11 protein-coding genes and 4 tRNA genes are annotated in these 13,895 nt (G+C 63.6%); all 15 read right to left on the bottom strand.

From position 1 onward, the window contains the following. Positions 1-169: 169 nt before the first annotated feature. Positions 170-997 (bottom strand): DUF2242 domain-containing protein, encoded by an 828-nt coding sequence (locus OZ911_RS07510; protein ID WP_016485529.1) that lies wholly within the window; start codon positions 995-997, stop codon positions 170-172. 198 nt (positions 998-1,195) lie between these two features. Continuing rightward, positions 1,196-1,272: transfer RNA gene (locus OZ911_RS07505), tRNA-Asp, on the bottom strand. Between the two features lie 141 nt (positions 1,273-1,413). Continuing rightward, positions 1,414-1,490 (bottom strand) — tRNA-Asp (locus OZ911_RS07500). A gap of 100 nt (positions 1,491-1,590) precedes the next feature. Continuing rightward, positions 1,591-1,667 (bottom strand) — tRNA-Asp (locus tag OZ911_RS07495). Between the two features lie 64 nt (positions 1,668-1,731). Further along, a tRNA-Val gene (locus OZ911_RS07490) sits at positions 1,732-1,807 on the bottom strand. Positions 1,808-2,045: 238 nt separating this feature from the next. After that, on the bottom strand, positions 2,046-2,819 hold the full coding sequence (locus tag OZ911_RS07485) for an SDR family oxidoreductase (protein WP_016485528.1): 774 nt from the start codon (positions 2,817-2,819) through the stop codon (positions 2,046-2,048). Continuing rightward, on the bottom strand, positions 2,816-4,027 hold the full coding sequence (locus OZ911_RS07480; protein WP_016500858.1) for an O-succinylhomoserine sulfhydrylase: 1,212 nt from the start codon (positions 4,025-4,027) through the stop codon (positions 2,816-2,818). Before OZ911_RS07480 ends, OZ911_RS07485 begins: the two co-directional genes overlap by 4 nt. A gap of 16 nt (positions 4,028-4,043) precedes the next feature. Then, on the bottom strand, positions 4,044-5,549 hold the full coding sequence (gene purF / locus OZ911_RS07475) for an amidophosphoribosyltransferase (protein WP_016485526.1): 1,506 nt from the start codon (positions 5,547-5,549) through the stop codon (positions 4,044-4,046). A gap of 42 nt (positions 5,550-5,591) precedes the next feature. Continuing rightward, positions 5,592-6,149 carry a CvpA family protein gene (locus OZ911_RS07470; protein WP_016485525.1) on the bottom strand — a complete coding sequence of 186 codons (558 nt, stop codon included), beginning with the start codon at positions 6,147-6,149 and terminating at the stop codon, positions 5,592-5,594. 197 nt (positions 6,150-6,346) lie between these two features. After that, positions 6,347-7,012 carry an SPOR domain-containing protein gene (locus OZ911_RS07465; protein ID WP_016485524.1) on the bottom strand — a complete coding sequence of 222 codons (666 nt, stop codon included), beginning with the start codon at positions 7,010-7,012 and terminating at the stop codon, positions 6,347-6,349. Then, positions 6,996-8,303, bottom strand: coding sequence for a bifunctional tetrahydrofolate synthase/dihydrofolate synthase (gene folC / locus OZ911_RS07460; protein ID WP_070086442.1), 1,308 nt, complete (start codon positions 8,301-8,303; stop codon positions 6,996-6,998). Before folC ends, OZ911_RS07465 begins: the two co-directional genes overlap by 17 nt. Then, positions 8,303-9,196: an acetyl-CoA carboxylase, carboxyltransferase subunit beta gene (gene accD / locus OZ911_RS07455; protein ID WP_016485522.1), complete on the bottom strand. Its 894-nt coding sequence runs from the start codon at positions 9,194-9,196 to the stop codon at positions 8,303-8,305. The genes folC and accD overlap by 1 nt, the downstream gene beginning before the upstream one ends. Before the next feature lie 215 nt (positions 9,197-9,411). After that, on the bottom strand, positions 9,412-10,032 hold the full coding sequence (locus OZ911_RS07450) for a phosphoribosylanthranilate isomerase (RefSeq protein WP_016485521.1): 621 nt from the start codon (positions 10,030-10,032) through the stop codon (positions 9,412-9,414). 61 nt (positions 10,033-10,093) lie between these two features. Further along, a complete protein-coding gene (gene truA / locus OZ911_RS07445; RefSeq protein WP_023048638.1) occupies positions 10,094-10,954 on the bottom strand; it encodes a tRNA pseudouridine(38-40) synthase TruA in 861 nt (286 codons plus the stop codon). A gap of 187 nt (positions 10,955-11,141) precedes the next feature. Further along, entirely contained in the window at positions 11,142-13,895 is a 2,754-nt protein-coding gene (locus tag OZ911_RS07440) for a FimV/HubP family polar landmark protein (protein WP_070086441.1), read from the bottom strand.

The following is a 13,895-nucleotide window of genomic DNA, read 5'->3' as shown; positions in this document are numbered from 1 at the left end:
GTTCTTCCTGGTAATCATCCATCGCCCTGCGTCCTCTTTACTCATATTGTCTTCGTAGGTATCGCCTTCAGCCTAAGCAGGTGGGATGAAGGGATGATGACAAGCTTATGAGTGGTAAACGTAGCAGGGGTTCAGGAAGTTATCGCGGGTGTCTGTAACAGGCAAACAGTCAAAGGGAGGGTGACGCGGCCTCGGCAGGCTGGGATTGCTGCTGCACCTGAATAGGCGCAGCTTCGGCCGGCGGCGCCACCGGCTGCGAGCCCTGGCTGTCATCCACCACCGGTGCCGCTGCCGCTTCACTGGCCGGGGCAACGGCCGGCGCAGGTGCATCTTGCGCCTCCGGTGCCGCTTCCGGAGCCGGCGCAGGCGCCACCGGGTTCGCCGCTGCCTGCTCAGGTAACCCCAGTTCTACCGCTGGCTTCGGAACCTTGGGCGCCTCGACCTTGGCTTCTTCAACCTTCTTAGGCTTGGGCTTGGGCAGGTAGCTCTCTACCAAGGCGAAATAACGGTCATAGAACTGCGCTGCCGTCACCGTTTCGCTGGCCACCTTGACCATCGAGTCGTCGCTGGAGCCGATCGGCATCGATACCGAACCCAGTACCCCCACGCCCAGGCTGGCGGAGGTGTTGGATTTTTTCAGCGCGTAACGGTCCTGCAGGGCGTTGGCGAACATGGTCGAGCGCTGTTCGTCGCTCACATCCGGCGCACAGGTCACGTTGAAGCTGATCTGCAGGTGATTCTCGCTGTTCTGCTGGAAGCTCTTGTTGCCCACCACCTGGTTGGCACCGCTGTTGGTAATGATGTAGCCCTGGCTGAGCAAGGCACGCCGGGCGGCCTCGCAAGTGCCGGCATCGCTCACCGGAAAGCTGCGCGAGAAGGTACCCGAGTCATCGAAGTTCTCGTGCTCGTACACGGCAGTCTTTTTCGAGGAACAACCGGCCACCCCCGCCAGCACCAGGGCCAGCCCGAGCGCACCAAAGACGGAAGATCTGGTCATTGCGAATTCCGGGTAAGTCGAGAAGGTGCCTATTGTGCAACACAGCAGGCAGGCACAGGAACCACTGGTCGGTGAAGAGTCTGTCAGGTTGGTGTAAAAATGGGTAAAGACAGGTTTTCAGCCGCAGAAACAAAAAAAGCGACCCTAAGGTCGCTCTTTTTGTGCTTCAAGGCGTTCAAAGGGGCCTTGAGGCAAAGATGGCGCAGCGGACGGGACTCGAACCCGCGACCCCCGGCGTGACAGGCCGGTATTCTAACCGACTGAACTACCGCTGCGTATCATTCAGGCTTTCACCCGATTGAAACCTGGGTCTACCCTTCCGGCGCCAAGGCCTCAGGGCAGGCACAAAAAAAGCGATAACATGATCGCTTCTCTTGTGTTTGCTTCAAGGTGTTCTAGGGACCTTGAAGCGAAGATGGCGCAGCGGACGGGACTCGAACCCGCGACCCCCGGCGTGACAGGCCGGTATTCTAACCGACTGAACTACCGCTGCGTATCGTTCAGGCTTGCACCTGATTGAAACTGGGATCAGCCAAAGACAATTTGCCTTGTGGCTTCAGACCGGTGCAAAGCACCCATCTGTTACTGAAAAATGGCGCAGCGGACGGGACTCGAACCCGCGACCCCCGGCGTGACAGGCCGGTATTCTAACCGACTGAACTACCGCTGCGCAGTGCGTTCCTCTCTGGCCATGGGCTTCTTGCGAAACCTTGCACCAGGAACTTCTCAGGAAGTGGTGGGTGATGACGGGATCGAACCGCCGACCCTCTGCTTGTAAGGCAGATGCTCTCCCGGCTGAGCTAATCACCCTCGCGATGTTGCTTGTTGCGTTTGCTTCGCTGAGGCCGCGAAATTTACGCAGATGGCGAAGCTAAGTCAATAGCCCCATTGAATATTTTTCAAAAAGGGCAAAATAGTGCGCTTGCCTGTACGGGCCCCTTCGCGGGTAAACCCGCTCCCACAGGTACGGCACAGGTCTTTAGCACTGCGCTGTACCTGTGGGAGCGGGTTCACCCGCGAAGAGGCCCGTAAATGATAAGCAGAATGTTCAGGTGTAGATCATCTTGCGGGTCATGCCGCCGTCGACCACAAACTCCTGGCCAGTGACAAACGCCGCCTGGCGCGACAACAGCCAGGCAACCATGGCCGCCACATCTTCCACGGTGCCCACCCTACCCGTCGGGTGCTGGGCATGATCGGCGTCGGTCAACGGCTCGGCGCGGCGCTGCGACGGGTCACGGGCATCGATCCAGCCCGGGCTTACCGCATTGACACGAATCTCCGGGCCCAGGCTCATGGCCAGGGCATGGGTCAAGGCCACCAGGCCGCCCTTGCTCGCCGCGTAGGCCTCCGTATCGGGCTCGGACTGCCGCGCCCGGGTGGAGGTAAGGTTGACGATCGCCCCGTTGTGCGCACGCAGGTACGGCGCACAATGCTTGGCCAGCAGCATCGGGCCATTGAGGTTGACCGCCAGCACCCGGTTCCATTGCGCCAGGCTCAGGCTTTCCAGCGTCTGGTTGTGCGGATTGGCGATGGCCGCATTGCACACCAGCGCGTCCAGCCGACCAAACTGCCCGAGCACTTCAGACACCCCGGCACTGACCTGGGCCTCGTCGGCAACGTCCATGGTAATGAACCAGGCGTTGTCGCCCAAGGCCTTGGCCACTTTGCTGCCACGCTGCCGGTCGAGGTCGCTCAGCACCACCTGCCAGCCTTCACAGACCAGCCAAGCGGCAATGCCCAGGCCGATGCCGCGCGCGGCACCGGTGACCAAGGCTACCCGGCCATTGTGGCCCGGGGTACTGCCGCGGATTTCGATCACAGTGCGGCCAGCCCGCGTGCAAGGTCGGCCTGCAGGTCGGCCACATCTTCCAGGCCCACGGCAACGCGGATCAGGCTGTCGCGGATACCGGCGGCTTCACGCTCCTGCGCCGACAAGCGGCCGTGGGAGGTGGTGGCAGGGTGAGCGATGGTGGTCTTGCTGTCACCCAGGTTGGTGGTGATGGAAATCACCCGGGTCGCGTCGATAAAGCGCCAGGCGCCCTCTTTGCCGCCCTTGACCTCGAAGCTGACCACCGCACCAAAGCCACTCATCTGGCGCTTGGCCAGCTCGTGCTGCGGATGGCTGGGCAGGCCGGCGTAGTGCACCTTCTCCACGCCATCCTGCTGCTCCAGCCATTCGGCCAGGGCCTGGGCGCTTTCGCAGTGCGCACGCATGCGCAGGCGCAAGGTTTCCAGGCCCTTGGTGAAGATCCAGGCATTGAACGGGCTGAGCGTTGGGCCTGCGGTGCGCAGGAAGCCCACCACTTCTTTCATCTGTTCGGCACGGCCGGCAACCACGCCACCCATGCAGCGGCCCTGGCCGTCGATGAACTTGGTGGCCGAGTGGAACACGATGTCGGCACCCAGCTTCAGCGGCTGCTGCAAGGCAGGGGTGCTGAAGCAGTTGTCCACCACCAGCATGGCACCGCGGGCATGGGCGATTTCACTGAGCGCGGTGATATCGACCAGCTCGGCCAGCGGGTTGGACGGCGACTCGACGATCAGTAGCTTGGTATTGGCCTTGATGGCCTTTTCCCAGCCACCGAGGTCGACCAGCGGCACGTAGTCCACCTGCACACCAAAGCGCTTGAAGTACTTCTCGAACAGGCTGATGGTCGAGCCGAATACGCTCTGCGATACCAGCACGTGGTCACCGGCACTGCACAGCGACATTACCACGGCCAGGATCGCCGCCATGCCGGTGGAAGTGCCCACGGCCTGCTCGGCGCCTTCCATGGCCGCCAGGCGCTCCTCAAAGGCGCGCACCGACGGGTTTGTGTAACGCGAATAGACGTTGCCCGGTGTTTCACCGGCAAAGCGCGCGGCCGCATCGGCGGCCGTGCGGAACACGTAGCTGGAGGTCAGGAACAGCGCTTCGCTGTGCTCGCCCTCAGGTGTACGGTGTTGACCGGCGCGCACCGCCAGGGTGTCGAAACCGACACCCTCGAGGTCGCTGTCCAGTCGCCCGGCATCCCATTGATCCGTCATGCCGTCGCTCCCTGAATCAGTTGTTGTAGAGGTCGATGATCGCGCTGACGGCCTGGTTCTTGACCTTGGCCAGGTCATTACGGGCCTGCTCGATACGCTCGAGGTAGGCATCGTCGATATCGCCGGTGACGTACTCACCGTTGAACACCGCGCAATCGAAGTGATCGATCTTGATCTTGCCGCCACCGACCGAGTCAATCAGGTCTGGCAAGTCCTGATAGATCAGCCAATCGGCACCAATCAACTCGGCCACTTGTTCGGTGGTACGGTTGTGGGCGATCAGTTCGTGAACACTCGGCATGTCGATGCCGTAGACGTTGGGGTAGCGCACCGCAGGGGCTGCGGAACAGAAGTAGACATTCTTGGCACCGGCTTCACGGGCCATCTGGATGATCTGCTTGCAGGTGGTGCCGCGCACGATCGAGTCGTCCACCAGCATCACGTTCTTGCCGCGGAATTCCAGTTCGATGGCGTTGAGCTTCTGGCGTACCGATTTCTTGCGCGCGGCCTGGCCGGGCATGATGAAGGTACGGCCGATGTAGCGGTTCTTGACGAAGCCTTCGCGGAACTTGACGCCCAGCCGGTTGGCCAGTTCCAGCGCAGCAGTGCGGCTGGTGTCCGGGATCGGGATGACCACGTCGATATCATGCTCTGGGCGCTCGCGCATGATCTTGTCGGCAAGCTTCTCCCCCATGCGCAGACGGGCCTTGTACACCGAAATACCGTCGATGATCGAGTCTGGGCGGGCCAGGTAGACGTGCTCGAAAATGCACGGCTGCAGTTTTGGCGATTCGGCGCACTGCTTGGTGAACAGCTGGCCTTCTTCGGTGATATACACCGCTTCGCCCGGCGCCAGGTCGCGGATCAGGGTAAAGCCGAGCACGTCCAGAGCCACGCTTTCCGAGGCGATCATGTATTCCACGCCTTCGTCGGTGTGACGCTGGCCGAACACTACCGGGCGGATACCGTGGGGATCGCGGAAACCGACGATGCCGTAGCCAGTGACCATCGCCACCACGGCGTAACCGCCGACGCAGCGGCTGTGCACGTGGGAAACAGCGGCGAACACGTCCTCTTCGGTCGGTTGCAGCTTGCCACGCACCGCCAGCTCATGGGCGAACACGTTCAGCAGCACTTCCGAGTCGGAGTTGGTGTTGACGTGGCGCAGGTCGGACTCGTAAATCTCTTTGGCCAACTGCTCGACGTTGGTCAGGTTGCCGTTGTGGGCCAGGGTGATGCCATACGGCGAGTTGACGTAGAACGGCTGGGCCTCGGCCGAGGTCGAGCTGCCTGCCGTCGGATAACGCACGTGGCCAATGCCCATGCTGCCCACCAGGCGCTGCATATGGCGCTGCTGGAAGACGTCGCGCACCAGGCCATTATCCTTGCGCAGGAACAACCGGCCGTCATGGCTGGTCACGATACCGGCAGCGTCCTGGCCGCGGTGCTGGAGGACCGTAAGCGCGTCATACAGCGCCTGATTGACGTTCGACTTACCGACGATACCGACGATGCCACACATGCGACGCAACCCCTACTTTGACGAAACTTGAGTGAATAGCGCTCAGGGCCGGGACGGCCCGAGCAACTGTTCCTTGAACGGAAGATCAGCCGGAGCGCTGATCAACCCACTGGGCGTCCATTGGCCGGTAAAACCCAGGATCAGGTTTTTCGACCAGTCGGCGACCAAGAGAAATTGTGGTATCAGGCGTGATTCCTGCCACCAGGTGTCTTGTTGAACAGGCCCCAGGCTGATCAGGCCTATGGCCACCACTACCAGCAAGGCCCCGCGCGCAGCGCCAAAGGCCATGCCCAGGAAACGATCGGTGCCGGACAGCCCGGTCACACGGATCAGCTCGCCGACAAGGAAGTTGACCATGGCCCCCACCAGCAAGGTGGCGACGAAAAGAATGGCGCAGCCGGCGATGACGCGCATGGATGGCGTCTGGATATAGCTCTCAAGATACACCGAGAGCGAACCGCCGAACATCCACGCAACCGCACCCGCAACGATCCAGATGAGCAACGACAAGGCTTCCTTGACGAAGCCGCGCTTGAGACTGATCAGTGTGGAGACGGCGATGATCGCGATGATCGCCCAATCAACCAAGGTAAATGCCACGGTGCTGCCTGCAGACGTTTGAGGCGGCGCATTTTACCAGAGCGACGGGCTGGGAGTAAGCGGAATGTCGGGTGGATTGGTGTTGGCTTCATCGCCGGCAAGCCACCTTTCATAGAACAAAACATGACCGGGTGATTTGCCAGGCACTCTCTGGAGCTGGCTTGCCGGTGATGGCCGGCAAAGCCGCCCTCGTGCTATCAGCTGCGCTCTGGCTGGAAACGCACCACAAAGCCTTTGAGGCTGTTCTGCCGGTTGATGGCGTCGCGTGTCCGCTCCGCCTCGGCGCGCTCGATCAGCGGCCCGACATACACCCGATTCATTCCGCCCGCCGAGCGGATATAGGCGTTGTAGCCCTGGCTGCGCAGGGTTTGCTGGAGCTTTTCGGCACCGGCACGATTGGACAGGCTGGCCAACTGGATGGACCAACTGACAGGCAAGCCATTGACGTCGATTTTTGAAGGGGCAGCCGGCTTTGCCACTGGTGCGGCAGGTGCCGGGGTGGCCACTGGCTTCGACTCCACTTTAGGCGCAGCAGCCTGTGGCTTGGCCGGCTGGACCTGCGCCTGGGTTTGCGGCGATGGCGTAATGGGCTGACTGGGCGTGGCGGGCGGCGCAGTGGACTCGTCGACCACCACCGCTGGCTGCTCCGGCGCTTGCGCAATCGCCTGCGGCTCGGGCACGGCGACCGGCTCCACCTTCACTTCCGGCAGGCTTGGCATGGCCGGTGCTTGCGGGGCCTCGACGTGCACCTGGCGCATCTCGTCCTCGCGGGTGAACAGCATCGGCAGGAAAATAACCGCCAGCGCCACCAGCACCAGCGCACCCACCATGCGCTGTTTCATCCCTTTATCCAGCACTGCCATCTACTCCACCCTCCTGGGCGTGCCGCTCCAGCCACTCCAGCGCCTGGGCAACACAGAAAAACGAACCGAACAGCAGGACCTGATCATCCGCCGTCGCCTGCGCACATTGCCCTTCAAGGGCGGCGTCGACGCTGGCATAAGACTTCACCGCGGCGCCGAGGTTCGTCAAGGCTGTGGCCAGCTCGGCAGCCGGGCGGCTGCGCGGGGTATCCAGCGGCGCCACGGCCCAGTCGTCGACCAGGCCCTGCAGCGGCGCGACCACGCCTTCCAGGTCCTTGTCGGCGAGCAGCCCGAACACCACCAGGCGACGGCCCTTGGGCGGCCGGGCCGTCAGGCGCCGGGCCAGGTACTCCGCTGCATGAGGGTTATGCCCCACATCCAGCAACAGCTCCACCCGCTTGCCCTGCCAGTTCACCTGGCGACGATCGAGGCGGCCTGTAATGCGGGTAGCCAGCAGCGCCTGGCGCACCTGCGCGGCATCCCACGGCAGCCCCATCAGCAGGTACGCCTGCAGGGCCAGCGTGGCGTTTTCCATGGGCAGGTCGAGCAGTGGCAGGTCACAAAGCGCAACTTGCGCGCCGTCTGCCGCAGTACCGCGCCAGCTCCAGCCGCCCACGGTGCTGGCCAGATCAAAGTCCCGACCACGCAGGAACAGCGGCGCAGCCAGCTCGGCGGCCTTGTCCAGCAACGGTTGTGGCGGATCGAGGTCGCCGCACAGGGCCGGCTTGCCCGGGCGGAAGATCCCGGCTTTCTCGAAGGCTACCTGCTCGCGGGTATTGCCCAGGTAATCGACATGGTCGACGCCGATGCTGGTCACCAGCGCCAGGTCGGCATCCACCACGTTCACGGTGTCCAGGCGGCCACCAAGCCCCACTTCCAGCACTACGGCATCCAGCTGCGACTGGTAGAACAACCAGAACGCGGCCAGCGTGCCCATTTCGAAGTAGGTCAGGGAAATATCGCCCCGCGCCGCCTCGACGGCGGCAAAGGCTTCGCACAGGCGCTCATCGCTGGCCTCTTGGCCATCGATCACTACCCGCTCGTTGTAGCGCAACAGGTGCGGCGAGCTGTAGACGCCGACCTTGAGCCCCTGGGCACGCAGCAGCGAGGCCACGAATGCGCAGGTCGAGCCCTTGCCATTGGTGCCGGTTACCGTCACCACACGTGGCGCCAGCTTGCCCAGCGCCAGCCGGGCAAGCACCTTCTGCGACCGCTCAAGGCCCATGTCAATGGCCGAGGGATGCAACTGCTCGAGGTAGGCGAGCCATTCGCCCAGGGTTCGTTGTTTCATCACGCGACAGCAGCCGCCTCACGCGCTTGCTCCGGGGTTTCCTGGCCGGTCATCTGTGCCAGCAGGCGGGCCAGACGCGGGCGTAGTTCACCACGGGAGATGATCAGGTCGATAGCACCGTGCTCCAGCAGGAACTCGCTGCGCTGGAAGCCTTCTGGCAGCTTCTCGCGTACGGTCTGCTCGATCACGCGTGGGCCGGCGAAGCCAATCAGGGCCTTAGGCTCACCGACGATAACGTCGCCGAGCATCGCCAGGCTGGCAGAAACGCCGCCGTACACCGGGTCGGTCAGCACCGAGATGAACGGGATGCCCTCTTCGCGCAGGCGCGCCAGCACCGCCGAGGTCTTGGCCATCTGCATCAGCGAGATCAGCGCTTCCTGCATGCGCGCACCGCCCGAAGCAGAGAAGCAGACCATTGGGCAACGGTGTTCCAGGGCGTAGTTGGCCGCGCGTACGAAGCGTTCGCCGACAATGGCACCCATGGAGCCGCCCATGAACGAGAACTCAAAAGCGCTGACCACGATCGGCATGCCCATCAGGGTGCCGCTCATGGAGATGAGCGCGTCTTTTTCGCCAGTCTGCTTCTGGGCGCCGGCCAGGCGATCCTTGTACTTCTTGCCGTCACGGAACTTCAGGCGGTCGACCGGCTCCAGGTCGGCCCCCAGTTCGGCACGGCCTTCGGCATCCAGGAAGATATCGATGCGCGCACGTGCGCCGATGCGCATGTGGTGGTTGCACTTGGGGCAGACATCCAGGGTTTTTTCCAGCTCCGGACGATACAGCACGGCCTCACAGGCTGGGCACTTGTGCCACAGGCCCTCAGGCACCGAGCTCTTCTTCACCTCGGAACGCATGATCGAAGGGATCAGTTTGTCGACTAACCAGTTGCTCATGCTTTATTTCTCCAGTATCGGCAGGCGGGGGGCGGTGTCACCGCCCTGCCCTGCCCTTGAGCTCAAAATCTTTTATGAAACAATGGTAGACCGGCCACCGGGGCTGCCAGCGTGCCACTCCACCGCTAATGTGTTGTTCCGCCGCCAGCGGCGGCTGCCCCGCAGGGCTGCGAAAGCTATGGACGATGGCGCGCAGCCAGCCGTCACATCTGCCATCACGCCTGTTTCACCGCCTGCATGAAGGCCTCGATTTTCGCCGCGTCCTTGATGCCCTTGGCCTGTTCGACGCCACCACTGACATCCACCGCGTAAGGCCGTACCTGGGCAATGGCCTGGCCAACGTTGTCGGCCGACAGCCCGCCCGCCAAGATGATGGGCTTGCTCAGATGTGCCGGCACCAGTGACCAGTCGAACGCTTCACCGGTTCCCCCGGGTACGCCTGCCACGTAGGTGTCCAGCAGTATGCCGCGAGCCCCCGCATAAAGCTGGCAGGCCGCCTCCAGGTCGTCGCCCGGGCGCACCCGCAGGGCCTTGATCCAGGGGCGGTGATAGCCTTCGCAGTCTTGCGGGGTCTCGTCGCCGTGGAACTGTAGCAGGTCCAGCGCAACCACTTCGAGGATCTCGTTCAGCTCGCAACGCGAGGCGTTGACGAACAGACCGACCGTGGTCACGAACGGCGGCAACTCGGCAATGATCGCCCGCGCCTGGCGCACGTCCACGGCCCGCGGGCTCTTGGCATAGAAGACAAAACCGATGGCATCGGCACCCGCCTCGGCAGCAGCCAGCGCGTCTTCGATACGGGTAATCCCGCAGATCTTGCTGCGAACATTGCTCATGGACAGCGAACCCTGATTGTTACGGTGAAAGGCCGGATGTTAGCAAATGGCTATTCGCCCGTCAGTCGGCCAACGCCTCGTAGCCCGTCAAAAAGTGTGGGCCGATGTAACGCTGGGGCAGCGCATACGCCTCGGGGTACTCCACCTGGACCAGGTAAAGCCCGAACGGATGGGCCGTGACCCCGCCTTCACGGCGGTTGCGCCCTTCCAGCACTTCACGCGCCCAGGTGACCGGGCGCTCGCCGGCGCCAATGGCCGTCAGCACACCGACAATATTACGCACCATGTGGTGCAGGAAAGCCGTGGCGCGCACGTCCAGCACGATCATCTGGCCATGGCGGGTAACGCGCAGGTGGTAGATATGCTTGATCGGCGACTTGGCCTGGCACTGGCTGGCGCGGAAGGCGCTGAAGTCGTGGGTGCCAAGCAGGAACTGCGCGGCTTCGGCCATGCGTTCGACATCCAGCGGGCGGTGGTTCCAGGTCACTTCCTCGGCCAGGTGCGCCGGGCGGATCGGGTCGTTGTAGATGACATAGCGGTAGCGCCGGGCACATGCCTTGAAGCGGGCATGGAAGTCGGCCGGCATCGGCCGCGACCAGACCACGCTGATGTCGTGCGGCAGGTTGAAATTGGTGCCCAGGGTCCAGGCGCGCTCGTCGCGTACGGCACGGGTATCGAAGTGCACGACCTGGCCACAGCCATGCACACCGGCATCGGTTCGCCCGGCACAGATCACCGAAACCGGTTCGTTGGCCACCTTGGACAATGCTTGTTCCAGCGCTTGCTGGACGCTGGGTACTCCGCTGGCCTGGCGCTGCCAGCCGCGGTAGCGGGCGCCCTTGTATTCCACGCCCAGGGCGATACGGGAGTAGCCTTCGGCTGCGGATTCGGCGGTAGCGGTGTCGATGATGTCCAAGCGCATGAAACCTGTGGGGTGTACGAAATGGCGGGGATTATAACGACAACGGCAGCCTTGTAGGGCTGTGGGAGCGGCCTTGTGCCGCGATAGGGCCGCAGAGCGGCCCCGGCGATGCTAGCTGAGTGGCTGAAATTCTGGGGCCGCTATGCGGCCCTATCGCGACACAAGGCCGCTCCCACAGGCGCGAGCATCAGACCAGGCGAGACAGCATGTCCTCGGCTTCCTGGCGCTGGCTGTCGTCGCCGTCCTTGACCACTTCATCAAGGATGTCGCGGGCCCCCTGATTGTCGCCCATGTCGATGTAGGCGCGGGCAAGGTCGAGCTTGGTGGCCACTTCGTCACTGCCGGAAAAGAAGTCGAAGTCCAGGTCGTCCAATGGCTCGGGTTCAGGCTGCGCAATCGCATCGTCGCTGGTGAAGTGTGGCTCCAGCGATGGCGATTCGAGGCTTTGCGACAGCTTGTCCAGTTCGGCGTTGACGTCGTCCAGCTCCGAGGCAAAGCGCTTGGCGGCAGGCGAATCGTCTTCCAGCGACAGCGACAAGTCGAAATCCGACGGCATGTCGAACTCGGAGACCGGGTCAAACTCCGGCACGCTGTCGAAGGCAGCCAGCTCGGCGGCGATGTCCACCGGGGCCTCCTCCACGGCTTGCGGGGCGGCCGGGGCAACCGGCTCAGTGACATCGAGGTCGAAATCGGACAGGTCCGCAGCAGGCTGTGGCTCTGCCTGGGCCAGCATGGCCTCGAAATCGGCGTCGGCGTCGGCTTGCAGTTCGGCATCCACGGCAAACGGCTGCTCTTCTGGCTGAATCGTTTCCAGCGCTGGCTCATCCAGCACAGGCTCGGCAATGACCAGCTCGTCGGGTACAGGTTCCTGTGCCGCCGGCTCGTTCAGCAACGGCGCTGCCAGTGGGTCTTCTTCCGGCAGGTCTTCACCCAGACTCAGGTCGAAGGCGCTGTCCAGGTCCTGCTCATCCAGGCCCGGTGCATCGAGGGTCGGCAGTTCTTCGAAGGCATCCAGTTCGGCTTCAGGCTCTGCTTGCGCCACAACCTCTGGCTCAGCCTCTACCTGTTGCTCGAACTCAGGCACCTCGCCAGGCACGACATCAGCAACCACCGGCGCCTCAGGCTCGTCGTGCAGCAGCTCCTGCACATACTGCTGATCCATCTCGGCAGCCAGCGCCGCCGCACCCAGGCCGGCGGCGGCCAGGCCGAGCATGGCCGGGTAACGTTCTTTCAGCCCGGCAACCTGGGCAGTGTTGTGCTCGCTGGCCGGCAGCTTGCGCTCCTGTTCGGCGAACGCGCTCTGATCACCCTGGCGGGCGTACACATCCATCAGTTTCAAGCGCAGGTCGTCACGCTCCGGCGCGGCGTCCACAGTGGGCTCCAGCAGTTCGGTGGCGCGATTCAGGCGGCCCTCGGCCAGGCATTGATCCACTTCGGCCAACAGCGCGGCGTGAGGGTCTGCGTACGGCTCAGGCTCGAGTGCTGGCTCGGCGGCTGGCGCTGCCACTTTTTCCGCAGCAACGGCAGCGGCAGCCGAGGCTGCGACCACGGCTGGCGACAGCGTCACGCTCGGCTCCGCGACCTCAACGCCGTCAAGGCTCTCGGTATCGTTGTCGAAACCTGTGCCTTGCTCTTCTTCCAGCGCCCGCGCCATGCGCAGGTGCTTTTCTGCTTCTTGCTGGGCCTTGCGCTTGCGCGCCAGCAGCCACAGCAACAAGGCCAGCACCAGAATGCTGGAGCCGGCAATCAGCCAAAGCAGCCACGGGTTGCCCAGGATCTGGTCAAGTGCGCTGCCCGACTGGCTAGCTGACGCTGGATTGGCGGCCGGCACCGGCTTGGGCGCGGTATCGACGGCAGCAGGTGCAGGCTTGACCGCTGGCTGAGCGGCGGCTGCCGGCTGGGCAGAAGCAGCAGCTGCCACTGCCGGAGCGGCTGCACCCTGGCCTTCCAGGCGCGCCAGCTGATTGTTCTTCAGCTCGATCAGACGCTGCAGCTTGTCCAGCTGGCTCTGCAGGTCGGCCATGCGGCTTTTGAGTTCGTCGTTGTCACGGCGGCTGGTGTCCAGGCTTTCCTGGGCCACGGCCAGCTTGTCGTTGAGTGCCTTGGCCTGGCCGGCACCGGCCTGGCTGCCCGGTGTGACCAGGCGCAGGTTGTCGCCCTGGGCGATGCGCGCCGGGGCGGCTTCGGCGGCGCCACGGCGGGTAGCGTCCAGCTGGCGGGCACGCGGGCCGAGGCGGCGGCCTTCACGCCAGGCGGCGTACTGCTCGGCCACCTCGCGGTTCGCCTCGCCTTGGGCAATGTTCTGGACCTGCTGCTGGTCGGGCAGGCGCAGTACCTGGCCAACCTTCAGCTGGTTGATGTTGTTGCCGATGAAGGCGTCCGGGTTCAGCGCCTGGATCGCGATCATGGTCTGCTGGATCGAGCCACCCTGGGTGTTGCGCGCAGCAATTTGCCACAGGGTATCGCGGCGCTGGGTGGTGTAGTTGCTGGCACCGGTTGTGGCCGGTGTGACATTGCCCGCCGCCGGCTTGTCGCCTTGCGCCTTGGCCTGGTCGAGCAACACGCTGTAGTCACGCAGCAGGCGGCCTTGCGGCCACATGACCTGGACCAGGAACTTGACCACTGGCCCCGGCAGCGGCTGGCTGGAGGTCACCCGCAGCACGCTCTTGCCGTTGGGGTTGATCACCGGTGTGAAGGTCAGGTCTTCGAGGTAGGTCGGAAACGCCACCCCGGCCTTGCTGAACTCTTCCGGTGGCGCCAGGCTCGGCGCCACTTCGGCGGCTTTGAGGTCGCGTACGTCGAGCAATTCGATCTCGGCGTCCAGCGGCTGATTCTGTGCCGACTTCAGGGTCAGCTCCCCCAGGCCCAGCGCATTCGCCATGCCAGACGACAGCGCGGAGGCTGCAGCCATGGCCAGAACCAGTTTGCGAATTCGAAGCAT

The sequence above is a fragment of the Pseudomonas fortuita genome, from assembly GCF_026898135.2.
In the GTDB taxonomy this organism is placed as follows: domain Bacteria; phylum Pseudomonadota; class Gammaproteobacteria; order Pseudomonadales; family Pseudomonadaceae; genus Aquipseudomonas; species Aquipseudomonas fortuita.
This window is presented reverse-complemented; position numbering and strand designations above follow the sequence as displayed.